The organism is Kitasatospora sp. NPDC059803 (assembly GCF_042732255.1).
GTDB lineage: Bacteria > Actinomycetota > Actinomycetes > Streptomycetales > Streptomycetaceae > Kitasatospora.
Genome location: NZ_JBHWIJ010000018.1, coordinates 1 through 25,579, shown reverse-complemented (window position 1 = coordinate 25,579; position 25,579 = coordinate 1). Strand labels below are relative to the sequence as shown.

General features: G+C 75.6%; 22 protein-coding genes. 15 read left to right on the top strand and 7 right to left on the bottom strand.

Annotated elements, in window-relative coordinates; all coding sequences use genetic code 11:
* Window positions 1-39 precede the first annotated feature (39 nt).
* The 4 genes from ACFV6I_RS04995 to ACFV6I_RS04980 form a co-directional block, all read right to left on the bottom strand.
* Complete coding sequence (locus ACFV6I_RS04995) at window positions 40-225, bottom strand: hypothetical protein (protein ID WP_063350032.1); 186 nt, start codon at window positions 223-225, stop codon at window positions 40-42.
* Window positions 226-343: 118 nt separating this feature from the next.
* Complete coding sequence (locus tag ACFV6I_RS04990) at window positions 344-1,987, bottom strand: BCCT family transporter (protein WP_363367186.1); 1,644 nt, start codon at window positions 1,985-1,987, stop codon at window positions 344-346.
* Window positions 1,988-2,233: 246 nt separating this feature from the next.
* Window positions 2,234-2,893: a TetR/AcrR family transcriptional regulator gene (locus ACFV6I_RS04985; RefSeq protein WP_363367188.1), complete on the bottom strand. Its 660-nt coding sequence runs from the start codon at window positions 2,891-2,893 to the stop codon at window positions 2,234-2,236.
* Between the two features lie 132 nt (window positions 2,894-3,025).
* Window positions 3,026-3,925 (bottom strand): acyl-CoA thioesterase, encoded by a 900-nt coding sequence (locus tag ACFV6I_RS04980; protein WP_380423604.1) that lies wholly within the window; start codon window positions 3,923-3,925, stop codon window positions 3,026-3,028.
* A 136-nt stretch (window positions 3,926-4,061) separates the two neighbouring features.
* On the opposite strand from ACFV6I_RS04980, the gene ACFV6I_RS04975 reads away from it, so the two are divergent.
* Together ACFV6I_RS04975 and ACFV6I_RS04970 are read left to right on the top strand one after the other, a co-directional pair.
* On the top strand, window positions 4,062-5,492 hold the full coding sequence (locus ACFV6I_RS04975) for an SWIM zinc finger family protein (RefSeq protein ID WP_380423603.1): 1,431 nt from the start codon (window positions 4,062-4,064) through the stop codon (window positions 5,490-5,492).
* Window positions 5,489-8,257 carry a DUF6493 family protein gene (locus tag ACFV6I_RS04970; protein ID WP_380423602.1) on the top strand — a complete coding sequence of 923 codons (2,769 nt, stop codon included), beginning with the start codon at window positions 5,489-5,491 and terminating at the stop codon, window positions 8,255-8,257. The genes ACFV6I_RS04975 and ACFV6I_RS04970 overlap by 4 nt, the downstream gene beginning before the upstream one ends.
* A 100-nt stretch (window positions 8,258-8,357) precedes the next feature.
* Here the strand turns inward: ACFV6I_RS04970 and ACFV6I_RS04965 are convergent, their stop codons facing one another.
* The 3 genes from ACFV6I_RS04965 to ACFV6I_RS04955 form a co-directional block, all read right to left on the bottom strand.
* Window positions 8,358-9,542: an MBL fold metallo-hydrolase gene (locus ACFV6I_RS04965; RefSeq protein ID WP_244293710.1), complete on the bottom strand. Its 1,185-nt coding sequence runs from the start codon at window positions 9,540-9,542 to the stop codon at window positions 8,358-8,360.
* A 347-nt stretch (window positions 9,543-9,889) separates the two neighbouring features.
* Window positions 9,890-10,342, bottom strand: a complete 453-nt coding sequence (locus tag ACFV6I_RS04960) for a MaoC family dehydratase (protein ID WP_063350035.1) — start codon at window positions 10,340-10,342, stop codon at window positions 9,890-9,892.
* A gap of 158 nt (window positions 10,343-10,500) precedes the next feature.
* Entirely contained in the window at window positions 10,501-10,944 is a 444-nt protein-coding gene (locus ACFV6I_RS04955; RefSeq protein ID WP_063350036.1) for a pyridoxamine 5'-phosphate oxidase family protein, read from the bottom strand.
* Between the two features lie 202 nt (window positions 10,945-11,146).
* Between ACFV6I_RS04955 and ACFV6I_RS04950 the strand changes: the two genes are divergently transcribed.
* The 13 genes from ACFV6I_RS04950 (at window position 11,147) to ACFV6I_RS04890 (ending at window position 25,451) form a co-directional block, all read left to right on the top strand.
* Entirely contained in the window at window positions 11,147-12,001 is an 855-nt protein-coding gene (locus ACFV6I_RS04950) for a hypothetical protein (protein WP_063350037.1), read from the top strand.
* Window positions 12,002-12,281: 280 nt separating this feature from the next.
* Window positions 12,282-12,761 (top strand): hypothetical protein, encoded by a 480-nt coding sequence (locus ACFV6I_RS04945; protein WP_363579187.1) that lies wholly within the window; start codon window positions 12,282-12,284, stop codon window positions 12,759-12,761.
* A complete protein-coding gene (locus ACFV6I_RS04940) occupies window positions 12,755-13,699 on the top strand; it encodes a hypothetical protein (RefSeq protein WP_380341793.1) in 945 nt (314 codons plus the stop codon). The genes ACFV6I_RS04945 and ACFV6I_RS04940 overlap by 7 nt, the downstream gene beginning before the upstream one ends.
* A gap of 242 nt (window positions 13,700-13,941) precedes the next feature.
* Window positions 13,942-14,757, top strand: coding sequence for an SAF domain-containing protein (locus tag ACFV6I_RS04935; RefSeq protein ID WP_363367200.1), 816 nt, complete (start codon window positions 13,942-13,944; stop codon window positions 14,755-14,757).
* On the top strand, window positions 14,757-16,037 hold the full coding sequence (locus ACFV6I_RS04930; RefSeq protein WP_380423601.1) for a hypothetical protein: 1,281 nt from the start codon (window positions 14,757-14,759) through the stop codon (window positions 16,035-16,037). The genes ACFV6I_RS04935 and ACFV6I_RS04930 overlap by 1 nt, the downstream gene beginning before the upstream one ends.
* Window positions 16,027-17,661: a CpaF family protein gene (locus ACFV6I_RS04925; protein WP_380423600.1), complete on the top strand. Its 1,635-nt coding sequence runs from the start codon at window positions 16,027-16,029 to the stop codon at window positions 17,659-17,661. Before ACFV6I_RS04930 ends, ACFV6I_RS04925 begins: the two co-directional genes overlap by 11 nt.
* Window positions 17,658-18,620, top strand: a complete 963-nt coding sequence (locus tag ACFV6I_RS04920) for a type II secretion system F family protein (protein ID WP_380341782.1) — start codon at window positions 17,658-17,660, stop codon at window positions 18,618-18,620. The genes ACFV6I_RS04925 and ACFV6I_RS04920 overlap by 4 nt, the downstream gene beginning before the upstream one ends.
* On the top strand, window positions 18,617-19,495 hold the full coding sequence (locus ACFV6I_RS04915; RefSeq protein WP_380423599.1) for a hypothetical protein: 879 nt from the start codon (window positions 18,617-18,619) through the stop codon (window positions 19,493-19,495). Before ACFV6I_RS04920 ends, ACFV6I_RS04915 begins: the two co-directional genes overlap by 4 nt.
* A gap of 53 nt (window positions 19,496-19,548) precedes the next feature.
* Entirely contained in the window at window positions 19,549-19,842 is a 294-nt protein-coding gene (locus tag ACFV6I_RS04910; protein ID WP_363367209.1) for a hypothetical protein, read from the top strand.
* A gap of 35 nt (window positions 19,843-19,877) precedes the next feature.
* A complete protein-coding gene (locus ACFV6I_RS04905) occupies window positions 19,878-20,255 on the top strand; it encodes a TadE/TadG family type IV pilus assembly protein (protein WP_063350046.1) in 378 nt (125 codons plus the stop codon).
* Window positions 20,252-20,794, top strand: a complete 543-nt coding sequence (locus ACFV6I_RS04900; RefSeq protein WP_079136025.1) for a TadE/TadG family type IV pilus assembly protein — start codon at window positions 20,252-20,254, stop codon at window positions 20,792-20,794. The genes ACFV6I_RS04905 and ACFV6I_RS04900 overlap by 4 nt, the downstream gene beginning before the upstream one ends.
* A 164-nt stretch (window positions 20,795-20,958) precedes the next feature.
* Window positions 20,959-21,405, top strand: coding sequence for a hypothetical protein (locus tag ACFV6I_RS04895; RefSeq protein WP_063350047.1), 447 nt, complete (start codon window positions 20,959-20,961; stop codon window positions 21,403-21,405).
* Window positions 21,405-25,451 (top strand): BTAD domain-containing putative transcriptional regulator, encoded by a 4,047-nt coding sequence (locus ACFV6I_RS04890; protein WP_380423598.1) that lies wholly within the window; start codon window positions 21,405-21,407, stop codon window positions 25,449-25,451. The genes ACFV6I_RS04895 and ACFV6I_RS04890 overlap by 1 nt, the downstream gene beginning before the upstream one ends.
* Window positions 25,452-25,579: the final 128 nt, after the last annotated feature.

Genomic DNA, 25,579 nt, shown 5'->3' with positions numbered 1-25,579 from the left:
GCCTGTCGGTTTCCTTCTCGCCGGTCGCTTTCTCGCGGGTCACTTCCTCGCGGTGGCCGTGGTGGCGGCGATGGTGTCGTGCTGGACGGTCTCGACGGTGGCGCCGACGCCGAAGGTGCCGAGGGCGATGGAGGCGAGGACGGCGGTGGCGGCGAGGAGGCGGCGGTGGCGCCGGGGGAGCGGGAAGCGCGGTTCCTGGTAGGGCGCCTGAGGGCTGGCGTTCATGACAGGGAGGGTCCCAGGGTGGTGTGAACGGTCGGTACGCGCGGGTGAAGTCCGGGCGGGGGTTGGGCGTCGGTTGGCCGCGTACGCCCCACCTGCACGGGTGGGGCGTACGCGCTGGTCAGCGGCGTGGTGTGCGTTCGGCGAGGGCCTCGCCGACGGCGACCCGGACGGCGTCGCGCAGGCCGTGCACGGGGTGCAGGCGGGACGGGCCGGCCGCCGGGTCCTCGCGGAGCTCCTTCACCAGGGACACGCAGAGCAGCAGCATCACGACCACGAACGGCAGCGCGACCAGGATCGTCGCGTTCTGCAGCGCGGTGAGCCCGCCGGCCAGCAGCAGGGCGGCGGCGACCCCGCCCATCAGCACGCCCCAGACGACCACGAGCCAGGTGCGCGGGTGCAGCGAGCCGCGGCTGGAGAGCGAGCCGAGGACGAGGGAGGCGGAGTCGGCGCTGGTGATGAAGAAGGTCATCACCAGCAGCACGGCGACGACGCTGGTGGCGGAGCCGAGCGGCAGCGCGCGCAGCATCTCGAACAGCGAGGCCTCCGCGCCCTTCGGGATGGTCGCGACCAGGTCGGCCGCGCCGGTGGAGACCAGCCGGATCGCGGTGCCGCCCATCACGCAGAACCAGATCACGGTGGCCCCGCTGGGGACCAGCAGGACGCCGATCAGGAACTGCCGGATGGTGCGGCCGCGGGAGATGCGGGCGATGAAGGTGCCGACGAAGGGGGCCCAGGAGAGCCACCAGGCCCAGTAGAAGATCGTCCAGGAGCCGAGCCAGCTCTCGTCGGTGAAGGCCCCGGTCTGGGTGGACATGCCGAGCAGGTCGGAGAGGTAGCCGCCGACGGTGGAGGGGATCGCGTCCAGCGTGAACACCGTCGGGCCGAACACGAAGACGAAGAGCATGATCAGCGAGGCCAGGACGACGTTCGCGGTGGAGAGCCACTTGACGCCCTTGTGGACGCCGGAGAAGGCGGAGAGCACGAAGGCGGCGGTCAGCGAGCCGATGATGATCAGCTGGGCGTTCTGGGTGTTGCGCACGGAGGTGATGTAGCCGAGGCCGTCGGCGACCTGGAGCGCGCCGAGGCCCAGGCTGGTGGCGGAACCGAAGACGGTGGCGAAGACGGCCAGCAGGTCGATCGCGCGCCCGGGCCAGCCGTCGGCGCCGCGCTGGCCGATGAGCGGGACGAAGGCGGCGGAGATGCGGTTGCCGCGGCCCTTGCGGAAGGTGGTGTAGGCGAGGGCGAGGCCGCCGACGGCGTAGATCGCCCACGGGTGCAGGGTCCAGTGGAACAGCGAGAACTCCAGGGCCTGCTGGGCGGCGGCCGCGCTCTGCGGTTCCAGGCCGGAGCCGGGTTGCGGGGTGGCGAACAGTTGGAGCGGCTCGCCGACGCCGTAGAACATCAGGCCGATGCCCATGCCGGCGCTGAACATCATGGCGACCCAGGCGAGGGTGGAGAACTCGGGTTCGTCGTCGTCGCGGCCGAGCCGGATGCGACCGAAGCGGCTGAAGGCGAGCAGCACGGTGAGGACGAGGAAGACGTCGGCGGCCACCACGAACAGCCAGCCGAAGTTGTGCAGGACCCAGCCGAGCGCGCTGCTGGAGGTCCGGCCGAGCGAGTCCTCGGCGAACACGCCCCAGGCGACCACGGCCAGCACCAGGGCGGCGCTGATCCCGAACACCGCCCGGTCGGCGGGCAGGGTCGCGGCGGGTTCGTCGGGCTCCTCCGCGCGTTGGTCGGGCTGCGGCGGCTGGCTGCTCATCGGGTGGACTCTCCTACCTCGGGGGCGGACGTGGGCTTCGGCGACATCGGCGGATTAAAGCTGCATGTCGCACTATGTCCAGTTCGTGCCGCGAGGGGCGGGAGGGCGCGCCGGGGAGGCGGCGGGTGGGGACTTACGTCCCGTCAGGCCGGGTGCTCACGGGCCGGGGCGTGCGCGGCGAGCCGGAACCACGGGCGGAAGCCGTCCGGCGCCGGGGAGTTGGGCGGGCTGTCGCGTCGGACGGGGTCAGGGCCGGTGGGTGCCGGACGGGACCTCGTACGGCGCCGGGTACGGCGTCTCGTACGGGTTCAGCACCAGCCGCACCACGTCCTCCAGCCGCCGTCGGGCATCGCCGAGGGTGGTGCGGCCGGTCACCCAGGCGGTCAGCTCGCCCTGCCAGGCGTGGGCGACGATGTGCCGGACCAGGTCGCTGGCGGCGGCCGGCACCTCGGTCGTCACCGCCTGGAGGGCGGTGCTGTCGGCCCGGGCCATGCCCTGCAGGGTCTCGCTGGCGAACGGATCGGTGGAGGCGGCGACGGACACGCGCAGCCGGGCCAGCTCGGGCTGGCGCTGGTAGGCCCGCATCCCGCCGCGGACGAAGCGGACCGCCCGGTCGGTGGCCCCCAGCCCGGCGCGCGGACCGCGCAGTTCCGCCACCAGGTCGGCCAGCAGCAGGCGGTGCCACTCGGCGATCGCCGCCGCCAGGAGATGGTCCTTGGAGGAGAAGTAGCGGTACGCCGTCCCCAGGGCGACTCCGGACCGCTCGCAGACCTGTTTCATCTGCAGCCGTTCGACGCCGATCTCGTTCACCAGGGCGAGCGCGGCCGCGATCAGGCTTCCGCGGCGTTCGAGCTGACGCGGAGACATCGCCTCCACCGGCCGTGGTGACAGGTCAACCTTGGTCACCCGCACCATGATACGGGCCGGGGCCGCTCAGGAGTATGACGCCGACCGGCCCCCTTGCGTTCGCCGTGCGGTCACGTCGCCGGGCCCGTCCCGCGCCGTCCCGTTCTGTCCCGGGTCAGCGCAGTCGGTGGATCAGCGCAGCCGGCGGATCAGCGACTCCTGCACGGCGGAGGCGACCAGCCGCCCGTCCCGGTCGTAGAACTCGCCGAGCGACAGCCCCCGGCCGTCCGAGGAGGACGGGCTGCGCTGGGCGAACAGCAGCCACTCGTCGGCCCGGAACGGGCGGTGGAACCACATCGCGTGGTCGAGCGAGGCGATCAGCAGCCGGGGCGGCTCGGTGCGCTGGAAGAAGTTCGGCTGCTCGTGCAGGCCGGCGGTGGAGGCCAGCGTGAGGTCGGACAGGTAGGTGAGCGCGCAGACGTGCAGGAGCGGGTCGCCCTCGGGCAGCGGGGAGGCGATGCGCAGCCAGACGAACTGCTGCGGCATCCCCGGCACGGACGCCGGCACGCCCGGCGCGTCCGGCGGGACGAAGCGCAGTTCGAGGTCGCGGAAGCCGCCGGTGCCGGTGATCGCCGCGCGCAGGGCCGGATCCCAGAGCGAGAAGGCGTCCGGCAGGGCCTCCGGCCCGGGCAGCGGCGGCATCGTGCGGTGGCGGTCGGTGGCGGTCTCGGGGCGCTTGAAGGAGGCGGAGAGGGTGAAGATCGCGTTCTGGTTCTGCACCGCCGTCACCCGGCGGGTGGTGTAGGAGACGCCCTCGCGGACCCGTTCGACCTCGTAGCGGATCGGCTGGGACGGGTCGCCGGGCAGCAGGAAGTAGCCGTGCAGCGAGTGCACCGCGCGCGGGCCCTCGCAGGTGCGGCCGGCGGCGGTGAGCGCCTGCGCGGCGACCTGCCCGCCGAACGCGCGCATCGGCGCCCCGGCGTGGCAGCGGCCCCGGAACGTGTTCTCGTCCAGTCGTTCCAGCTCCAGCAGTCCGGCGAACGAGCCGGCCGGGCGGTCGGCCCGGATTTCCTGTTCTGTCAGGTCGGTCACGGGCCCATAGTGGCAGAATCCCGCCGCGCCGCGGTGTGACCTGGGTAACGCCCCGGGGCTCCGGCGCCTGGTAGAACCTGTTCCAGTGCGGTCGCGGCCCGACGGATTGTCAGTGTCCTCACCTAGCGTGTTCGACATGACGCAATCCGCACACGCGTACGCCTATCTGCGCCCGTCCGCCGTCCTCGACGGCGCCGACGGCCGGCACCTCGACCTGGCCACCTCCGGCGGCGCCACCCCGCTCGGGGAAACGGCCAACCCGCGCTTCTTCGCGGGCTTCCTGGCCGACCCGGCGCCGGCCGCCGCCGCGCTGCTCGCCGTCGCGGACGTCGCCGCCGCGCGGTACTACCAGCCGCAGCTGCGCTCCTCGCTCGACCCGGTGGTCACCGCCAACGGGGACCGGCTGCGCTTCGAGTCGTTCTCCGGCTGCTGCGGCGTCTACGCCCGGCTCGACGTGCTCCAGGCCGGCCTCGACGGCGACGAGATCGGCCACGGCACCACCAACGTGGACGTCAACAACCCGCTGCGGGAGGCCCTGACCAGGATCGGCCCGAGCGACCCGCTGCACCTCGCGGTCGGGCCGGACGCGCTGGAGGTCACCAGCTTCGACGGGCCGCTGGTCGAGAAGAAGGTGCCGCTGCCGCAGCGCTGGCTGCGCGGCTTCGCCGAGACCCAGGTCGTCGCCGCCGGCTTCGACCTGCGCGCCGAATTGTCCGCCGCCGAGGCGGTCCGCTTCCTGCGCTCGCTGCCGCGCGGCGGCCGCTCCAGCACCGCCTGGGTCGTCCCGGCCGGGCGGACGCTGCGGCCCACCACCCGGCCGGTGCCCGGCGCCGTCTGCCTGCCCGGGCCCGACCGGCTGGTGGCGCTCCAGCGGGTGCTGCGGCACGCGCTCGCCCTGCGGGTGTACGGCCCGGTCGCCGCCACCGGCCCGGCCGCCTCGGCCTGGGAGGTGGTCCTGCCCGGCATGCGGCTCACCCTGACCCTCTCGCCCGACGCCTCCCGGGGCTTCTCCGGCGAGGGCGGGGTGCTCGGCGCGCTCGCCACCGGCACCGCCGAGCAGGACGCCGACCTCGTCGCGGTGCTGCTCGCCTGGGAGCCGCGGATCGAGGTCGCCGACCTCGCCGAGCAGTCCGGGCTCAGCCACGAGCGGGTCCGCGCCGCGCTCACCCGGCTCGGCACCGCCGGGCAGATCGGCTACGACACCGCCGAGGCCGCCTACTTCCACCGGCAGCTCCCGTACGACGCCGGGCGGGCCGAGGCCGCCAACCCGCGGCTGCGTGCCGCCCAGGCCCTGGTCGCGGCGGGCGCGGTGCGGCTGGAGCCGGGCGGCACGACGGCCGTCGTCACGGTGGACGACCACATCCAGCGGGTGCGTACGGACGAGGCGGGGCGCCTCGGCTGCACCTGCCTCTGGTGGGCCAAGTACCGTGGCGGGCGCGGTCCGTGCAAGCACGCGCTGGCGGTCGCGATGGTGCGGGAGGCGGCCCAACGGGCGGTCGGGGAACAGGTTCCGGCGGTCCCGACGGTCTCGACGGTTCCGACGGCGGATAAGGGGGTCCAGGCATGAGCGCGGCGGCAGGGGGGTCGGAAGCGGTGCGGGGCGCGACGGCGGTGGCGCCGATACCGGAGGCGGTGCGGGGCGAGGCGGCGGTCGAGGACCTGCTCGCCGCCGTCCGGGGCGGACGGATGCCGCAGATACCGGCGCTGGTCGCCGCGCTGGACCAGGCACAGCGCCGGGACTGCCTGCTCGCGTTGAAGGCGCTGCGCAAGGAACTGCGCGACGAGTGGTCGAAGGAGGCGCTCGCCACCAGGGGCGCCCTGCTGCTGGCCGGCGCCGGCTGCCACCCCGGCCCGGCCGGGGCCGCCACCTGGCTCGGCGCCCGCGACTTCACCTCGCTCGGCTGGGCCCGCCACCCGGCGGTGGGCCAACTCGTCGCGGCGCAGCCGGTGGAGTGGCAGATCGAGGTGGCCACCCGGCTCGCCGCTCGGCCGGCGCCGAGCTGGGGCTGGGCGCTGTACCCGGTGATCGAGGCCGTGGTGCGCCGCACCGGCTGCGCGGTGCCGCAGAGCGAGCCCTTCGTCCGCGAGTGGATGGAACGCCAGCGCCGGGGCAGCGGCCCACGGCCCACCCTGGTCGAGCTGCTGCGGGCCGACGCGTTCACCCCGCTGCTGCTGCCCCGGGTGTTCGAACTCGCCGACATCGGTGGCGCGGTGTCCTTGCGGTTCAGCCCCCGCCCCGGGGACGCCTTTGCGGAGGCGATCGCCGAACTCGCCGCCGCCGGCGACCTGGACCGGGCCGACCTGATCGACCGCTGCCTGGCCCGGCTGCTGCGCGGCGGCAAGCCGGCCGACCAGCGCTTCTTCCTCGACGTGTTGCGGGCCCTCGCCCCGACGCCGCAGGAGTACGCCGCCCGGGTACGGGACGTGCTGCCGCTGCTGGACGGGCTGTCGGTGGTCGCCGGGCACGCCCAGGAGGTGCTCGCCGGGCTGGACGAGGCCGGGCTGGTCGAACCCGAGGTGCTGGTCGAGTCCTCCGCGGTGGTGCTGTTCCGGGCCGAGAAGAAGCTCGTCCGCGCCCAACTGGGCTGGCTGGAGCGGGCGGCCCGGCGCGAGCCCGGGCGGTCCGGGCCGGTGGTGCTCGCGGCCGCCGAGGCGTTCGGGCACCCGGACCAGGCCGTCCAGGAGCGGGCGTTGAACGTGGTGGCCCGGCACCTGCGCGCGGCCGGGGAGGCCGTCCTGCCCGAACTGCGGCTCGCCGCCGAGGTGTTGAACCCCGCCCACCACCAGCGCGCCGGCGAACTGTTCGGCGCACCGGTCGGTGGCGACGGCGACGGCGACCCGGACACCGGGTGGAACGAGTTCCTCCCGCCCGCCCCCCAGCCCCTCCCGCTCGGCCCGCCGATCGCCTCGGCGGCCGAACTCGCGCAGGAGCTGTCCGCCCTGCTCGCCGCCGACGAGCCGGAGCCGACGGTCTTCGAGCGCGTGCTGGACGGCCTGGTCCGCCAGGCCCACCAGGACCGGGCGGCGCTCGCCGAGGCGCTGGAGCCGGTCCGGCGGGTCCACCCGTGGAGCGGCGTCGACCGCTGGCGCGACTGCTCGCCCCGGGACGTCCTCTACGTCGTGGCCGCGGTGGCGGGCGAGACGCCGCCGCACCGGGCCTGGGACTTCCTCGGGGGCAAGGGCCGGTCCCCGCTGCGCGGCCAGAACAACACCGCGCAGGGCACCGCCCTCGCCGCCCGGCTGGAGGAGGCCGCCTGGCAGGTGACCGCGAACCGGCCGCCCTACCTGCTGGCCATCCCGACCGACACCACCGGCGCGATCGACCCCGGCACGCTGGTCGAACGCCTCGCCGGGTACCAGGCGGCGGGCGTCACCCCCGGTCGGGCCGACCTGTGTGCGGCCCTGCTGCGGGTCGGCCCCCGCGCCGACGCCGGGGTGCTGCGCGCCGCCGAGGCGCTCACCTCGCCGTCCGGGCGGTGGGCCGCCCAGTGGCTGCGCACCGGCGGCCTGCCCGACCAGCCGTCCGAGCGGGTGCTGTTCGCCCCCGGCCGGGGCTCGAAGCACGGCCACCAGTACGCGGACCGCTGGTGGGAGGACGTCCGGCGGGTGGCCGTCGCCCAACCCGGCATCGGAGCCGGCCCGAAGGGCCCGGACGGCGAGCGGCTCGCCCCCGAGTTCCGGGCGCTGCTGGAGGGCACCGAGCCGAGCGTGGCCCGGGCCCGCAAGGTGGGCGACTGGACGTGGCGGCCCACGGCGCACTGGGCCGCGATGCTCCCCTGGCACCGGGAGGAACTGGCGGCCCGGTGGCTCGACCACTTCGCCGCCGGCGCCGACCGGGACGAGCGCGGCGCGGGCCGGCTGCTGCCCGCTCTCGCCGAGGCCGGCGGCCCGGCCGGGCTCGCCCTGCACCTGGCGCTGGCCTACGGCCTGGGCGCCCGGCGCACCGAGGACCGGACGGCGGCCGTCGACGCCCTGCTGGTGCTCGCTGCCCGCGGCGAGCTGGACGGCGCGCAGCTCGGCCGCGAACTCGGCGCGCTGGTCGACTGCGGCGCGGTGAAGCCCAACCGGCTCGCGGCGGCGCTCACCCTGGCCGCCGGGACGGGCGCCTACGGCACGGTCTGGTCGGTGCTCGGGCCCGCGCTGCCGGCCCTGCTGGGCGGCGAGGGCACGCCCGCCCGGGGCCTCGGCGACCTGCTCGCCCTCGCGGCGGACTGCGCCCGGCGCACCAGCGCCCGGGGGCCGGTGGCCGAGGTGACGGCGGTGGCGGAGCAGGGCGGATCGAGCCGGCTGGTCAAGGAGGCCCGCGCACTGCGGGACGTCCTGGCGGGGTGACGCCGCGGTTGGTCCTGGGCCCAGGCGGTGTGGCTGCGGGCAAGTGGGCGAACAGATAACAGCAAACAGATAACAGCAGACAGATAACAGATAACAGATTTCAGCGAACAGATTTTGAAATCTGTTCGCTGAAATCCGTCGCCCGCTCCCGGACCGGCACCGCGCTGCGGTCCCGGACCAGCGGCTCGATGCCGCGAGGCGTGGCCGCGACCGCGCGCCACCACAGCCGCAGCGCGGGCGGGTCGACCGGTTCGAAGGGCTTGCCGGGCCGGGGCACCGCCAGCCGGGCGCCCAGCGCCTGGGCAGCCGCGACCACCCGTTCGGCGGGCTCCTCCCAGGGGTGCGTCGCCAGGTTGAAGGTGCACCAGTGGATCGGCAGCAGCAGATCGCCGCCGAGGTCCAGGTGGGCCCGGACGCCCTCCTCGGGCGTCATGTGCACCTCGGGCCAGAAGTCGCTGTACGCGCCGACCTGCATCAGCGTCGCGTCGAACGGCCCGAGCCGGCGGCCGATCTCGGCGAAGCCCGGGAAGTAGCCGGTGTCCCCGCTGTGGAAGATCCGGTGCCCGCCGCCGGCCACCACCCAGGACGCCCAGAGGAACAGCGCGCTGGTGCGCGGGCCGCGGCTGCAGTAATGCCGGGCCGGGGTGGCGGTGAGGGTGAGCCCGGCGATCTCGGCCGACTCCCACCAGTCGAGTTCGGCGATCCGCCGGGTCGGTACTCCCCAGCGCTCCAGGTGCGCGCCGACGCCGAGCGGGACGGCGAACACCGCGTCCGTCCCGATCAGCGCGCGGATGGTGGCCATGTCGAGGTGGTCGTAGTGGTCGTGGGAGATCACCACCACGTCCACCGGCCCGAGTTCGGACAGCGGCAGCGGCATCGGGTGCAGCCGTTTGGGCCCCGTCCAGGCGAACGGCGAGCAGCGCTCGCCCCACACCGGGTCGATCAGGACCCGCCGCCCGCCGATCTCGGCGAGCACGGTGGCGTGGCCGAGCCAGGTGAGTCGCAGTCCGGAGTCCGGCGGCAGGGCGAGGTCGACCGGGAGCAGCCGGTGCACGGGTACGGCGGCGGTCGGTGCCCGGCGGGTCTTGTCCCCGGTCAGTTGGGCGCGGGTGATCTCCAGCGGGCTGCGCTCGTAGACCAGGCGGCGGGTGGGCAGCGGGTTGCGGAAGGCGCCGTCGGCGAACTGCGGGGAGCGGTGGATCCGGGCCAGCCGTTCGCCCCGGGGTTCGGCACCGAAGGCCTCGGCCCGGACCAGGTGCCAGGCCGCGCGGGGCAGTCGGGCCAGGCCCGACCCGGTGCGGTTCGCGGTCGGGCCGAGGGCCGGGCTGGTGGTCGGGCTGTTGGTCGGCGGGGTGATGAACTGCGAGGACAGACCGGCGAGGCGGGAGAACCAGGGGGCGGGGCGGGGCAAGGCTCCTCCAAGGACGGTCACGGCTACCGGGCATGCCGGGGCGGGTATCCGGGCGACTGGTGGGGCCGCTGCGATACGACAACCATCTCGTCGGAGACTACTCGTCATGGGCCGTCCGGACCTGGTGAGCGGCCCCGCGCGGGCCAATCGGCGTACCCCGCCCCGGTCGCGCGCCCGGGGCCACCGCCCGGTGCCGCTCCGCGTGGAGCCGCCCGGTGCCGCTACGCGTAGAAGCGGGTGATCGTCTCCGCGACGCAGTGCGGCTTGGCGCTCTCCGCGCTGGTGATCGTGAACCGCACCACCGCCTGGACCCCGCCCGGCACCTCGGTGGCCGAGACCAGTTCGGCGGTGGCCCGGATCGCGGTGCCCACCGGCACCGGCGCCGGGAAGCGCACCTTCTCCGAGCCGTAGTTCAGCGCCATGCGCACGCCCTCGACGCCGTAGCACTCCTTCGCCAGCACCGGGATCATCGACTGGGTCAGGTAGCCGTGCGCGATGGTCGAGCCGAACTGGCTCTCCTTGGCCCGCTCCGGGTCCACGTGGATCCACTGGTGGTCGCCGGTCGCCTCGGCGAACAGGTCGATCTGCCGCTGCCCGATGGTGTGCCACTCGCTGGTGCCCAGTTCGGTGCCGACGGCGGCGGTCAGATCGGCGAGGGAGGCGAAGCTCGTCACGGTGCGCTCCTGGGGGAGGGGTCAGGACGCCGGAAGCGTATGCGTACCCGCCGGTATCTGTCAGCGGTGCGGAACCGGGAACGCGGGAACCCGGGAACACCGGAACCCGGGAACACAGGAACCCGGGAACCCGAGGGCGCGGCGGCCCTGTGGGTGTTTCAGGACCGCAGCGCCCCGCGCCCCAGCGCGTCCTGCCCGGTCGGGAACAGCCGCCGGCCGCTGACCAGTTCCGGCACCAGCGCGACGAACAGCGGCTCCGGGTCCCCCACCCACGGCCGCAGGCCGGACCGCAGCACCCGCCGCACCTGCTCGGGCTCGCGCACCACGTCCGCCCGGCCGTGGACCAGCACGCTCCAGCCCGTCCGGGTGACCGGGTCCAGCAGGTCCGCCTGGAAGGCCACCACGGTGCCGTCAAGCCCGCGCGCGGTGGCACTTCCCCGGCGCACGGCGAGCACCAACCGCCCGTCCAGGACCTCGAAGGAGACCGGTAGCACGGCCGGCAGCGCGTGCTCGGTGTACACCACGCGCCCGACGGGCACGGTGCTGAGCAGCCGCAGGCACTCGGCCTCGCTCAGGGTCTCCACACGGTCCTCACGCTCCATGCGTCCGATCGTCCTCCGGTCGGCGCGCGCGCCGATAGGGCCCATGGTCCCTGAGCGGACGGGCCGGGAGCCCCGTCGGCGGCCGCCCGGGGCGGTAGCCTGCCCGGCGGCGGTACGGTACGCGCCCCTGCGCACCACGGCAGCGGCGGGCGCGGCGGGCGGCCCCGGGTGCGCCGGGGCCGGCATGGGAGGGGGCGTGCGGATGGCGGGCGGGGTCGACCTGGTGGTGATCGGGGCGAACGGCGGGCCCGATCGGGGCTTCGGGGGCTCGGCACTGGCGCCGGACGGCGCCCGGCTGCTCGCGCGGGTGCTGCCCGGGATGTGCTTCGACGTCGGCGCGGCCGGCTGCCGGGTCACCGAGGTGGCGCCGGACGCGGACGCCAACGCGATGCTCACCGCCGTCCGGGAGGCCGCCCAGCACCCGGGCCGGTGGCTGGTGGTCTGCCTGGTCGGCCAGTTGGCGGTCGATCCGCGCGGGCGGCGGCTCGCCCTGGTGACCGGCGGCAGCACCGCCGACAACGCCTACCGGCGCGGCCTGGCCTGGGACTGGGTGGTCAGCGCGATGGTGCACGGTGGCCACGAGGAGGCCCTGCTGCTGGTCGACGCGGTGGCCGACCGGGACACCTGGGCGGCGTTGGAGCGCGGCGGCGGCGAGGACGGCGCGGGCGAACTGCTGGCCTACCCGCGTGTCCCGCTGTGGGGCCGGGTCGGCCGGTACACCCCGGGCAGACGCGGCCGGGACGCCGTACTGCCGGGTGGTGAGGGCTCGTTCAGCCATGCCCTGACCACCGTGCTGCGGCAGGGTGTCCCGGGTGCCCCGGCCGCCGTCGCCCCGCTGGATCTCCAGCCGTCCGTCGCCGCGCTGCTCGACGGGGGCGAAGCGCCGGGTGGTTCGGGTGCGCCGGGCGCGCGCCTGCTCGTTCCGCCGCAGGGCGGGCGCCTGTTGATGCGCAATCGGGCCGCGGTTCGGGGCGCATTGGCCGGATTGTCGCTTTCCGAAGAACTGTTGGCCGTTCTGTGGCGGGAAAGTGCCCCGACGGAACCGCCTTCCGCGTAAGGTCAGGTGGCCTGAGGTGTTGCCGTGATGGGGTGGGTTGGCGAAGAATCGATCCCCAGCGGAAACACCTGCGGGACGACAGAATTCTTCCGGCGGCCACGGATCACGAATCGGTCGGTCGCGACGAGGTGGGGCGATGCGGCAGCGCGGAAATGTGTTGCGCCCTGGGGCGGTTGGGGTCGGTGGGGTGGTTCTGGTGTTGCTCCTCGGAGCCTGTGCGAGCGGCGGTGCCGGTGGTTCCGTCGATCGGCTCGGAACGGCTGCGCCCAGTGTCGCGGGAGTGGATCCGGTACCTCCTTCGGGTGGTTCGGTAAACACCTCGATCGCGCCGACGGACGGGCCGGAAGGTGCCATGGGGCGGCTGGCCCTGAAGACGTATCAGGACTGGTGGCAGGCCCAGGCCGAGGCATTCGGGCGGTCGGATTCGGACGGATTCGCTCTGGAGACGTACTCTTCCGGGCGGGCCCTTACCGACACCCTGGTCAGTCTCCGCCAACTTCGCGACGCCAAACTGGTGATGACCGGAACGCCGCGCAATTCGGCGGTGGTCAAGGCCATTGACCTGAAAGCCGATCCGCAGACCGCCGTGATCGAGGACTGCGTCGACGTGTCGGGATGGCACCGCGTCGACGCCGTCACCCAGGTGGCAAAGGATCCGGGTGACCGACTGAACCGCTACGTCGCGACCGCGTCCCTGCGCTGGTTCCAAGCACGTTGGCTGATCTACGACTTCAAGCGGGAGGTGGACCGGGCATGCTGAACACGCGTAAACCGGCCCGGCGATTCGCGATCCTCGCGCCGTTGTCCGCCGGGTTGCTGTTGGCCTCGGCGGTGTCGGCGGCGGCGGACGAACCGCCGGGCGGAGGTGCCGAACAGTGTTACCCGGATGTGATCTGCTCCGGGGTCAACACCGGTGGCACGAAACCGAAACCCGGACCGTCGCAGCCCGGCGGTGGCGGCGGGGGCGGTACGAGCGACGGGCCGCTGCTGTGCAGCTACCACGACCAGCAGTGGCCCTGCCACGACCCGGAGCGCGGCTGGTTCAACAGCGGCGTCGGGTGCTACTTCCGCCCGCTGGACAACCCGCTCCCCGAGGGCGACCCGGCGTGGCAGGGCCACAAGCCGTCCGAGGGCGCGCTCTACTCGAAGGTCTGCCCGCAGACGGGCGGCGGCCAGGACGGCGCCGAGATCGTGTTCGAGGCCACCTCGCCGGCCGGGCCGCCGGCGCTGAACCTGGTGGACGTCGGCTTCGGCTTCGCCCACGAGATGCGCTTCCCGAAGCCGACGGCGGGCGTCGCGCCCAAGGGCACGGCGGTGGTGAAGGCGCCGGTCTGGCTCTGGCTGGACGGCGTGGCGGCGCCCGCGCCCAAGACGCTGTCCGTCCCGGGCGCCTCGGTCACCGTCACACCGGTGCTGAGGGGCGTGACCTGGGTCTTCGACAGCGGCGTCTCCGTGACCTGCGACAAGGCCGGGACGCCGTACGACCCCAAGTACGGCGCCGCCAAGTCCCCGGACTGCGGCTACGAGTTCGCCGTGGGCTCGGGCACCAGGAAGAGCGGCGTCTTCGACGGCACGGTGACGGCGAACTGGGTGGGCGAGGTCGTGGTCACGGGGCCGAACGCGAAGACCTTCGACGTCAAGATGCCGCAGTCCTCGAACTTCACGCTCAAGGTCGCCGAGGTGCAGGTCCTCAACTGACCCGGCGGCGGCGGACGTCCGATGCCCCGCGGCCCGGCCGCGGGGCGCCGGCGGCCGGCCGCACGCGACCACGGCACCGAAGCCCGGGCACTGAAGCCCGGGCACCGGCGGCCCGAGCGGTGACGACCCGAGCACCGAGAACCCAGTACCGACGATCCGGAACGAGCACGAGGGAAGGGCGGAACCCGGTGGAGAACCGTACGTTCGCGACGCCGGGATCCGGCACACCCGCAGGGGCCGCGGTGTCCGTGGCGGTCCCGGACCAGGGGCAGGGGCCGGGCGAGGCCCCGGGCAGCGGTGCGGGCAAGGGCAAGGGGCGCGCCGCCCCGCACGTCCCCGGCCGGACGCTGCGGGCCCGGCGGCGGCGCCCGGCGGTGCTGGCGATGGCCGTCGCGCTGATCGCCGCCGGCGGCCTGGGCGGCGCGGTGCTCTACAACAGCACCGGCCAGCGGGTCGCCGTGCTGGCGCTGGCCCGGGACATCCCGTGGGGGCAGGTGATCACCGACGACGACCTGGTGGTGGCCCGGATCGCCGGCGATCCGGCGCTGCGGCCGCTGGCGGCCACCGAACGGGACAAGGCGGTCGGCATGCGGGCCGCCACCGACCTCAAGCGCGGCGCGATGCTCACCAGGGGCGACGTCGCGCAGACCCTGGCGGTGCAGCCCGGCCAGATCGTGGTCGGCGTCTCGGCCAAGCACAGCCAACTGCCCGCCACCCGGCTCCAGCCGGGGCTGCAGATCGTCGTGGTCTACACCCCGGACAACACCAAGGCCGACTCGATGCCCGCGACGGTCATCACGGTCGGCCGGGTGGACACCGACGGCAGCCAGGTGATCGACGTGGCCGTCGGCGCGGCGGACGGCCCCCGGCTGGCGCAGTGGGTGGCCGGCGGCCGGATCCAGGTCCTGCTGGCCCCGCGCGCCGCCGCGGCGGGCGGCGCGACCGGGACCGCCGGTGCGGGTACCGGCGGCAGCGCCGCGCCGACGGCCCCGGCGACCGGAACCGCCTCCGGCGCTGCCACGGCCCCCGTGCCCCCGACCGGGGCGGGTGGCGCCTGATGGCGGTGATCGCGGTGGCCGGCGGCCCGGGCGCGCCCGGCGCGACCACGGCTGCCCTGGCCCTGCTGCTGGCCTGGCCGCTGGAACCCGGACGGCGGGTCCTGCTGGTGGAGGCCGACCCGGACGGCGGCGCGGTGCTCGCGGGCGCCCTGGAGGGCCGGGTCGACGCGGTGTACGGGCTGCGCAACCTGGCCGTCGCCGACCGGCGCGGACTGCTCGCCGCGACCATCTGGGAGCAGCTGATCGACCTCTCGCCCGAGGGCACCGCCGAGCGGCTGCTGCTGCCCGGGCTGACCGACCCCACCCAGGCCCCGGGTCTCGCCTACACCTGGGAGCCGCTCGTCGACCTGCTGCACGGCCTCGAACCGCAGGGCTACGACGTCATCGTGGACCTCGGCCGCTCCGGCGCCACCGGCGTGAGCGCCGTGCTGGCCCGCCGGGCGGACGTGGTCGCGGTGACCGTCCGCACCACGCTGCGCGGCCTGAGCTCGGCCCGGCCCCGGCTGTCCGCGCTCGCCGAGGACCTCGCCACGGCCGGCACCGGGGTGGACGCGCTCGGACTGCTGCTGGTCGCCGAGGGGCCGTACTCGGGACCGGAGGTGTCGCGCGAGTTCGGCCTGCCGGTGCTGGGGCTGCTGCCGCACGCCACCCGCACGGCCCGGGTGCTCTCCGACGGCGGTGACATCACCGACCGGCGGTTCATCCGCTCGGAGCTGATGCGGACGGCGCGTTCGGCGGCGGATGAGGTGCAGCTGCTGGTCCGCCGCCGTCGCCAGCGGCTCGCGCCGACCGCCGCGCCCGTCCCGGCCCAGCTCACCGCCGCGGCCCGGACCGAGCCCCAGCCCCAGCCCCCGACCGCGGTGCACGTCCAGCCCCCGGTGCCGACCCCGCAGGCGGCCGCGCCGACGGCGTACCGGCCGGTGGAGGGGGAGCAGCCCTCGTACTCCCCGCCGCAGCCGGTCGGGCCGGTGATCACCACCGGCCCGGTGGCGCCGCTGGCCGGGCTGGCCCCCCAGCCGGCCGCTCCGGCCCCGTTCCCGGGGCACGTCCAGCAACCGCAGCAGTCGCAGCCGCAGTCGCCGTACGGGCCGCAGGGCGGCTACGTCGCGTACGACCAGCAGGCCGGGTTCGGCCCGTACGACCAGCAGGGCGCGTACGTCCGCCCGGAGCCCGAGGACGACGGCCGCTACCCGCTCCAGCAGCCCGCCGTGACACCCGATCAGACACACCCGAACGGTCCGCAGCCGTACAACCCCGGGGAGGTGCTCCGTGCGCGGTAGCCCCCTGCACCAGCACCCCGCGGCCGACCCGGCCGCGCTGCCCTGGGCCACCCCGGCCCAGGCCCAGGCCCCGACACAGGCCCAGACGCAGGCGGCCGCCCCGCCCCAGGCCTACCGGCCGGGCCCCGTCGCCCCGCAGCCCGCGCCGCCGCCGTACGTCCAGCCGGGCGGCGCGGCCACGCCCACCGCCGTGCCCTCCCAGCTGCCCTCGCTCGACCTGCGCGGCGCCGCCACCCGGCCGGCCGTCGACCCGCAGGTCGCCCGCGAGCTGAAGCGCCAGGTCGCGGCCGAACTGCACCAGCAGATCACCCGGTTGACCGCCACCTCGGGCGCCGAACCGGACCGCGCCACCCGCCGCCAGCGCGGCCGCGCGCTGATCGAGGAGGCGGTCGCCCGCTGGTCCGACGCCTACGCGCAGACCCACGGCATCCCGCCCACCCGGGAGCAGGACCGCGCGCTCGCCGAGGCCGTCTTCGACCTGCTGTTCCGGGCCGGGCGGCTCCAGCCCTACCTGGACGACCCGGAGATCGAGAACATCCTGATCAACGGCTGCGACGACGTCTGGGTCTCCCGGGTGCACCAACCCCTGCGCCAGGTACCGCCGGTGGCCGAGAGCGACGCCGAACTCGTCGAACTGCTCCAGGACCTGGCCCGCCAGCACGGCGGCGGCGAGCGCAGCCTGTCCACCGCCAGCCCGACCCTCGCGCTGCGCCTGGAGGGCGGCATGCGCCTCCAGGCGCTCACCGAGGTGACGCCCCGCCCGTACGTGGCGATCCGGCGCCACCGGGTGGCCTCGGCGACGCTGCCCGAGATGGTCGAACTCGGCACCCTGGACAGCACCTTGGCCGCGTTCCTGGCCGCCGCGATCCGGGCCCGGAAGAACGTGATGATCACCGGCACCCAGGGCGTCGGCAAGACCAGCCTGCTGCGCGCGATGGCCGCCGAGATCCCGCCGGACGAGCGGATCGGCACCCTGGAGTCGGAGTTCGAGCTGTGGCTGCACACCCTCGGCCACCTGCGCCAGGTCGTCCCGATGGAGGCCCGCGAGGGCAACGGCGAACGCGTCGAGGGCCGCCTGGCAGGCGAGTTGACGATCGGCGACCTCATCCCGGCGGCGCTGCGGATGACGCTGTCCCGGATCATCGTCGGCGAGGTCCGATCCGGCGAGGTCGTCCCGATGCTGCGGGTCATGACCAACGGCGAGGGCGGCTCGATGTGCACCCTGCACGCCCGCGGCCCGCACATGGTCGTCGACCGCATCGCCGAACTCTGCCTGGAGTACGGCTCGCACATGACCGACTCGCTCGCCTACCGGCTCACCGCCAACGCCCTGGACCTCATCGTGCATGTCGCCATGGTCGACGAGACCGCCGTCGGCGGCCGCCGGCACCGCTTCGTCTCCCACGTCCTGGAGGTCGCCGGCCTCGGCGAGAGCGGCCGGCCCGCGCTGAACACCGTGTTCGGCCCCCGGGTCGACCTCGGCGAGCCGCGGGCCGTCCCGCACACCCCGCCGCAGTGCCTGGACGACCTGCGCCGGGCCGGCTTCGACGCCGCCCTGCTCGGCTCCCGCTACGGCGGCTGGGCCGCCCCGCTGCAACTGCGGATCGGCGGTGGCGCGCGATGATGCTGCTGTTCGCCCTGTGCGGGCTGGCCGTCGCGGGCGGCCTGGTCGCCCTGGTGGCCTGGGCCCGCGGCAGCGACCCGGCGGACGAGGACGAGACCCCGGAGCGGAGCACCCCGCTGGCCGGCCGCGCCCACGTCTTCTGGTACGGCGCCCCCGGCGCCGCCTCGGCCCGGGTCGCCCGGCTGCGCCGGATCCAGCTGCCGCTCGCGCTCGCCGGCGCCCCGCTCGCCTGGCTGTTCACCGGCATCCCGCTGGCCGCCCTGCTGGTGCCACTGGCCGTGTTCGGCCTGCCCTGGCTGTTCGACACCACCCGCCCGGACAACCGCCGGATCGAACGCCTGGAGGCGCTGTCCGAGTGGACCCAGCGCATCGCCGACGTGCTGCTGCTCGGCGTCGGCCTCAACCAGGCCATCGTCACCAGCCGCCGCACCGCCCCCGCCGCCCTGGAGGAGGAGATCGGCGAACTGGCCGCCCGGCTCCAGGCCCGCTGGCGGCCCGAGGAGGCGCTCCAGGCCTTCGCCGACAGCGTCGCCGACGCCACCGCCGACAAGGTGCTCGCCGCGCTCGTGCTGCGCTCCGGTGACAGTGGCCCCGGCCTGGCCCGGGCACTGGCCGACATGGCCGACTCGGTGCGCGAGGAGGTCCGCCAGCGCCGCGCCATCGAGGCCGACCGGGCCAAGCACCGCACCACCATCCGCTGGCTGGTCGGCATCATCGTGCTGGTCGTCACGGTCGGCTCCTTCAACACCGAGTACACCCGGCCGTACGGCACGCTGCTCGGCCAGATCGTGCTCGCCGTCGTCGCCGCCCTGTTCGTCGCGATCATCGCCTGGATGCGCGCCCTCGCCTCGCACCCGCCGGTGCCCCGGCTGCTGGCGCCCGACCGGCGCGGCAAGGCCGGGCGCCGCGCCCCGGCGCGCGAGGACGAGGCGCTCCAGCAGCTCGGGGAGGTCCGGTGATCTCCCCCTGGTCCGTGCTGGCCGGGGCCGTCGCCGCCGGCGGCGTCGCCCTGCTGATCGCCGAACTGCGGCCCGCGCCGCCCGACCTGCGCCAGGCCCTGGACCGGCTGCACCGCACCCCCGCCGAACGGGCCGCGGACCCGGACGAGCGGCCGCGCTGGTACGACCGGATCGGCGAGCGCTCGATCGGCCTGCGCGGAGTGTCCCTGCCGCACCGCGAACTCGCCCTGATCGGCCGATCCCCGGCCCGGTTCATGGTGCACAAGCTGCTGTTCGCCGCGATCGGCCTGCTGCTGCCCGCCTACCTGGGCGCGATGGCCGCGCTGATGGACATCGGCCTGCCCTTCGCCCTGCCGCTGCTGGCCGGGCCGCTGCTGGCCGGCCTGCTCTGGTTCGTCCCCGACGGCATCGTGCGCGGCGAGGCCAAGGAGGCGCGCAGCGAGTACCTGCACGGCATCGCCGCCTACCTCGAACTCGTCGCCCTGGAACGGGCCGCCGACTGCGGGCCCGCCGAGGCGCTGCGCCGCGCCGCCGCGGTCGGGCGCGGCACCGTGTTCCGGCGCATCCGCGACGCCCTCGACCGCGCCGCCACCGACCGGCTCCCGCCCTGGGCCGGACTCGACGCGCTGGCCGAGGAGTTGGGGCTCAGCCCGCTGCAGGACGTGGCGGACATCATGCGGCTGTCCGGCACCGACGGCGCCGCCGTGTACGACACCCTGCGGGCGCGCGCCAAGGGCCTGCGCGGCGAGCTGCTCGCCGAGGACCTCGCCCGCGCCAACGCCGACAGCGAGCGGATGGTCGCACCCGGAGCCGCCCTCACCTTGCTGATGACCGTCCTGATCGTCTTCCCCGCACTCCACCAGATGCTCAACTGACCCTCCTCACAGGGCATCTGGCACCACACCGCACTCCACCCCGGGAGACCCGAATGACCGTCCGACTCGTCCACCTGGCAGGCCGGCTGATCCGGCCCGTCCTGCTGCCCGTGCAGTTCGCCCTGCTGCTGTTCACCCTGCGGCTCGGCCGGCTGCGGGCCGCCCGCGCGCGCGGCGACCGCGGCGCGATCAGCATCGAACTCGCCCTCGCCATCATCGCGTTGGTCTTCGTCGCGGGCGCCGTCGCGACCGCGTTGTACCTGCTGAAGGACAAGGTCGTGCAGAAGGTGCAGCAGGACCCGAACATGCCGGGTGCGGGCGCGGCCGCGGGAGGCGCCACCAAGTGACGTACCGACCTCGCCGCCGCGGCGACCGGGGGTCGATGAGCGTGAGCCTCGCCATCGTCTTCCCGGTCGTCCTGGTGCTCCTGATGCTCGTCGTCCAGGCCGCGCTGCTGTGGTACGACCGCCAGCTCGCGCTCACCGCCGCCCGCGAGGGCGTGGACGCCGGCCGGATCCAGGGCAACGCGACGGACGAGGTGAAGAACGAGGCGGCGCGCCGACAGGCCAGGGACTTCCTCGACCGGCAGGGCGTGCACTCGTACACGGTGACGACCGACGGCAGCACGCCCGAAGTGGTCCGGGTCACGGTGGCGGTGCGCCCGCCGCTGCTGATACCCGGGCTGTCGGCGCCCGCCCTCACGCAGTTCGCCGAGGCGCCGCGCGAGCACTTCGTCCCGCCGGTGGCGGTGGCGCCGTGAGACAGCGGACCCGGGCCGACTGGTGGCCGGCGCCGCGCGCCGAGCGTGGTTCCGAGCGCCGTTGCGCGCCCCGGGCCGAGCGCCGTTCCGCACGCCGGCCCCGGTGGTGGCCGGTCCGGCGGAGCGACGGCGGCGCCGTCGCCATCGAGGCGGCGATCGTCGTGCCCCCGGTGGTCGGGCTGGTCCTGGTGGCCATCGCCGCCGGGCGGGTGCAGACCACGGCCGGTACGGTCGAGGCCGCCGCCCGGGCCGGCGCCCGCACCGCCTCGCTGCAGCGCAGCGTCGACGGGATGACGCAGCCGGGCCGGGACTCGGCCCTCGCGACGCTGCGCCAGCAGGGAGTCTCCTGCCGCAACGGGGACGTCCAGGTCGTGCCCGGCCGACTGGACCTGCCCGGCGGCGCCGTCACGACCGTCAAGGTCACCGTGGTGTGCGACGTCGAACTGGCGGACCTGCTCGGCGGACCGTCCGGCGTACCCGTGACGAAGCACCTCGTCGGCGAGTTCACCTCCGTGGTGGACCGCTACCGGGGCACATGACGGCCCGGGGCGGCACCCGGCGGGACACGGGCCACGACGGGGGATTGGGGACGGCCCGCGCGGGGGAGACGCAAGCGGAGAGCGCACGGGGGATGACGCGACGGGACCGGCCGGCGCCCGGTGGGGGCCGGTGGGGCGGACGAGGTGCGGGAGGGGCAGGGGGGATGGGAGTGCCTGTCAGGGCGCGGCGCCGACGCCGCTCCGACCGGGGCGCGGTCGCCCTCTTCGTGGCGATCTGCGCGGCCTACGTCGTGCTCGTCATCGCCCTGGTGATCGACGCCGGCGGCCGGTTGCGGGTCGCCGAACGCACCGACGCCTACGCCCAGGAGGCCGCGCGGGTCGGCGGACAGCAGCTCGACCAGGCCGCCGTCCTCCAGGGGAAGGGCTTCAAAATCCAGCAGGACTACGTCCGGCAGGCCGCCGACGCCTACCTGGCCCTGTACGGCCTCCAGGCGGGCGAGGTCGAGTTCTCCGGCGACGGCAAGGTCGTCACCGTCACCGTGCGGGCCGACTACCGGCCCGTCCTGCTGGGCGCGCTCGGGGAGCGGAAGGTAACGGGCAAGGGCAGTGCGACCCTCGTCCACGGAGTCGAGAAAGCGGAGACCGACTGATGGCCGCGCCACGTGCCAAGGACCAGGCCCGAACCGCCCCGGGCCGGGCTCGAACCGCCAAGGGCCGGAGCCCGGGCGCCAAGGACCAGGCCCGGAGCGCCAACGGCCGGGCCCACACCGGACACCGGGCCGCCGGCCGCCCCGCCGCCCCGGCGCCCCGCCCACCGCGCGGGCGCGGCCGCGGCGCAGCCCTGATCACCGCGCTCGCCGCGCTGGTCACCCTGCTCGCCCTGCTGCTCGGCGTCCCCGCGCTGCTGCTCTACGGCACCCGTGCGGTCGCCGCGATGGGCGACGTCGCGCCGGACGGCGTCGGCCAGGCGCTCACCGGCCCGGACGACGGACGGCTGTTCCTCTGGCTGCTGGTCGTGGTCGGCTGGCTCGCCTGGGGCTGCTTCGCGTTCTCCGTCCTGCTGGAGATCCCCGCGCAGCTGCGCGGCCGGATCGCCCGCCGCATCCCCGCCTTCGGCTGGAGCCAGCGGATGGCGGCCGGCCTGGTCGGCTCGGTGTTCGCGCTGATGCCGGTCGCCGGCTCGGCCTTCGCCGCCACCCCGGCCCACACCGCCACCGCCCCGGCGGAGTTGGCGGCCGGAGTGCAGCGCGCCGCCCTGCCCGCCGCCCAGGCCGCGCCCGCGCTGGCGCCCGCCGCCGAGCAGAACCCCACGTACACCGTGCGGGACAGCCGGCCCGCTGACAGCCTGTGGTCCATCGCCGAACGCCAACTGGGCTCCGGTGAACGGTGGGTGGAGATCGCCAAGCTCAACGACGGCCGGGTGATGGACGATTCCGGCATCCGCTTCGACGCCGACCGGCCGATCCAGCCGGGGTGGGCGCTGCTGATGCCGGGGGACGCGAAGGCGGACGGGTCGGCGCCTTCGCCTGCTCCGACGCCTGCTCCTCCGTCCGAGCCCGCGCCCGCCCCTGCTTCCGGTGCCGGGTCGGCCCAGGTGCCGCAGGCCGGGACGGAGCCGGGTGCGGGTGGGCATGCGACGGTGACCGTCCAGGGCGGGGACAGCCTGTCCGTCATCGCCCAGAGGGAGTTGGGGGACGCCGAGGCGTGGCCGAAGCTCTTCGAGGCGAACAAGGGCGCCCAGGCGCCGGACGGAGAACGGCTGACCGATCCGGACGTGCTGGTGCCCGGGATGGTGCTCACGGTGCCGGGGACGGCCGCTCCCGCGCCCGCTCCTTCGCCTGCTCCTCCGTCCGAGCCCGCGCCCGCTCCGGCGCCGCAGCCGGCTCCGTCGACCGGCCAGCCGCCGGCCGACCAGGCGCCCGCCACTCCCGCCCCCGCGCCGACCCCGGCCGCGTCCCAGCCCGTCACCCCGGCGCCCACCCACGCGCCCGCCCATGCGCCCGCCCCCGCCGCGCACGCCGAACCGGCCGCCGGTGACGACTACTCCATCGCCCTCACCGCCTCCACCGTCGGTGTCCTGCTCGCCGCCGTCATGGTCGGCACCGTCGCCCACAAGCGCGGCACCCAACTGCGCGCCCGCCGCCCCCGGCACCGCATCACCATGCCCGACGCCGAGGCCGCCGCCTTCGAGAACGAGCTCAGGGCCCGTCAGGACGACGCCGGCCTCGACCTGCTCGACCGCGCCCTGCGCACCATGGCCCGCAACACCGTGCGCGGCGGCAAGCGCCTGCCCGCCATCGTCGCCGCCCGGATCACCCCCGGCCACACCATCGAACTGCACCTCTCCGGCCCGGCCACCCCGATCGCGCCGTTCCGCGCCGCGCACGCCGCCAACGTCTGGTGGTGCAGCCTCGACTCCGGCGACCTGCTCAGCGCCGCCCAGGCCCGCAAGACCGCCGCGCCCTACCCCGCCCTGGTCACCCTCGGCACCTCGCCCGACGGCTCGGTCGTCCTCGCCGACCTGGAGGCCGTCCGGCTGCTCCACCTCTCCGGCCACCCCGACGACGCCCGCGACATCCTGCGCACCCTCGCCGTCGAACTCGCGCACAGCCCGCTCGCCGACCGGCTCCACCTGCACCTGGTCGACCTCGCCGAGGAGGTGCCGATCAGCGGCCCGGCCGCCGAACGCATCCACCGCCACCCCACCCTGGAGGCCGCGCTCGCCGCCCTCGGCCCGCGTACCGCCAAGGCCCGCGCCACCCTGGTCGCCGCCGAGGCCGCCAGCCCGCGCGACGCCCGCAGCCGGGGCCAGGCCGACGAGTCCTGGACCCCCGAGATCGTGCTCTGCGCCCAGCAGCCCGGCGGCGAGGTCCCCGCCGAACTCGGCCGCCTGCTCGACGCCCGGCCGCGCACCTGCGTCGCCGTCATCACCCGCGCCCCCGAACGCGGCACCGGCCCCGTCGCCCGCTGGACCCTCCCGGCCACCGGCCAGGCGGCCATCCCCGGCCTGCACCTCACCGTCGAACTCCAGCGGCTCAGCGACCAGCAGTACGACCAGGTCACCGAACTGCTCCGCGCCGCCGACGACCTCACCCAGCACCCGGCCCCCGCCTGGACCCTGGACGGTCCCGGCCTCGACCCCGACGCGGACGACGACGACACCGACACGGCCGAACTGCCCGCCGCCGTACCCGTGCTGGCCGCCGTCGGCGCCGCCGCGACCGGCGCGCAGGGCGGTACGGACACGGCCGCCGGGCCCCGGCTGCTCGCCCGGGTCATCGGCACCGGCGCCAGCCCGTTCGCGGGCACCGACCCGGCGACGCCGGTACCGGCCCCTCCGGCCGGGCCTGGGCGGTACGCGGTCAACGGGCAGGGGCGGCAGGCCGCCTCCGCCGAGACCGGTACCGGTACCGGTACCGGTACCGAGGAAGAGCTTGCGGTCGGGCAGGTCGTTGACGAGGCCACGGACGAGGCAGCGGACGAGGCCACCCGGGACCTGCGCCGCCCGGATGCGGTGGCGGGGGACGCGGCGGAGGCACCGCAGCAAGCCCCCGCGGCCGTCCTCGCCGTCCAGCCCGTGCCGTCCGTGCCTGCCGTCCAGTCCGTCCAGCCGGTCGTGCCGCAGTCGCCCGTCGAGCCGGCCCCGGTCCACCAGCCCGCGCCCGCGCCCTCCGGCGTCGACCCGCGCGTCCCGTCCCGGCCGGAGCCCTCGCCCGACCTCGTGCCCGACCTCCTGCCCGGCACCGAAGCCGAGGCCCCGGCCGAAGCCGATTCCCACGCTGATTCCCACGCTGATTCCCACACCGAGTCCGGAGTCGAACCCGGAGCCGAGCCCGGCCCCGCCGCCGTCGCTCCGGTCGCCCAGACCACCCCCGGGCGCAGCGACAGCGACGACCTGCTCGCCATCCTGCGCTCCCCGGAGGCGCACGCCGCCCGCAACGCCCCCCGGATCCGCCTGCTCGGCCCGGTCGACGTCGCCGGAGCCCTCGGTACCGCCGAACCCGGCGCGCTGTCCCGGCTCACCGAACTCGCCGTCTACCTCGCGCTGCGGCCCGGTGCCGACCACCACGCCCTCGACCACGACCTCCACCCCGGCGCCGCCCACCTCGACCCGCACCCCACCGCGGCCGACGCCAAGAGCCCGCTCCCCGGCAAACTCGCCGACCTGGCCGCCTGGTTCGGCACCTCGCCCGAGGGCCGCGCCTTCCTGCCCACCGACACCACCGACGGCTACTCCTTCACCCCGGTCGTCACCTGCGACTGGGACGAGTTCCGCAGCCTCTACCGGCGCGGCATGCGCAGCACCAGCGCCACCGCCGACGCCGCCCTCGCCCACGCCCTGGCCCTGGTGCGCGGCGCCCCGTTCGCCGAGGCCCCGCCCGCCTCCTACGGCTGGGCCGAGGCCGAACGCCAGGACATGATCGCGGCGATCGTCGACACCGCCCACGAACTGGCCGCCCGCCGCCTGCAGTACGGCGACCACCGCAGCGCCGAGGCCGCCGTCTTCCGCGGCCTCGCCGTCGCCCCGGACGTCGAACTCCTGCACCGGGACCTCTTCTACGCCTACGCCTCGGCCGGCGCCCGCGACCAACTCCTGCGCGCCGTCAACCGTCTCGACGCGCTCAGCCGCCGCACCGGCCGTGACCTCGACGCCGACACCGTCGCCCTGCTCCGCGACCTGCTGGCCGGTTCCTGACGTCCCCTGCACGCCGCCCGCCGCCCCGCCCCCCCGGGGGCGCGGGGCGCGCCCCCCGCGCCCGCGCGGCCGGGCGCCCGCGGCGGGGGGCGGGGGGGGGGGGGGCGCGCCCCCGCGCGCGCGCGCCG

Bases quoted from the DNA above. Each gene is read 5' to 3' on its own strand.
- ACFV6I_RS04990 (WP_363367186.1), bottom strand. From the start codon at position 1,987: ATGAGCAGCCAGCCGCCGCAGCCCGACCAACGCGCGGAGGAGCCCGAC.
- ACFV6I_RS04905 (WP_063350046.1), top strand. From the start codon at position 19,878: ATGAGCGTGAGCCTCGCCATCGTCTTCCCGGTCGTCCTGGTGCTCCTG.
- ACFV6I_RS04995 (WP_063350032.1), bottom strand. From the start codon at position 225: ATGAACGCCAGCCCTCAGGCGCCCTACCAGGAACCGCGCTTCCCGCTC.
- ACFV6I_RS04950 (WP_063350037.1), top strand. From the start codon at position 11,147: ATGGCGGGCGGGGTCGACCTGGTGGTGATCGGGGCGAACGGCGGGCCC.
- ACFV6I_RS04940 (WP_380341793.1), top strand. From the start codon at position 12,755: ATGCTGAACACGCGTAAACCGGCCCGGCGATTCGCGATCCTCGCGCCG.
- ACFV6I_RS04930 (WP_380423601.1), top strand. From the start codon at position 14,757: ATGGCGGTGATCGCGGTGGCCGGCGGCCCGGGCGCGCCCGGCGCGACC.
- ACFV6I_RS04970 (WP_380423602.1), top strand. From the start codon at position 5,489: ATGAGCGCGGCGGCAGGGGGGTCGGAAGCGGTGCGGGGCGCGACGGCG.
- ACFV6I_RS04910 (WP_363367209.1), top strand. From the start codon at position 19,549: ATGACCGTCCGACTCGTCCACCTGGCAGGCCGGCTGATCCGGCCCGTC.
- ACFV6I_RS04955 (WP_063350036.1), bottom strand. From the start codon at position 10,944: ATGGAGCGTGAGGACCGTGTGGAGACCCTGAGCGAGGCCGAGTGCCTG.
- ACFV6I_RS04920 (WP_380341782.1), top strand. From the start codon at position 17,658: ATGATGCTGCTGTTCGCCCTGTGCGGGCTGGCCGTCGCGGGCGGCCTG.
- ACFV6I_RS04895 (WP_063350047.1), top strand. From the start codon at position 20,959: ATGGGAGTGCCTGTCAGGGCGCGGCGCCGACGCCGCTCCGACCGGGGC.
- ACFV6I_RS04975 (WP_380423603.1), top strand. From the start codon at position 4,062: ATGACGCAATCCGCACACGCGTACGCCTATCTGCGCCCGTCCGCCGTC.
- ACFV6I_RS04890 (WP_380423598.1), top strand. From the start codon at position 21,405: ATGGCCGCGCCACGTGCCAAGGACCAGGCCCGAACCGCCCCGGGCCGG.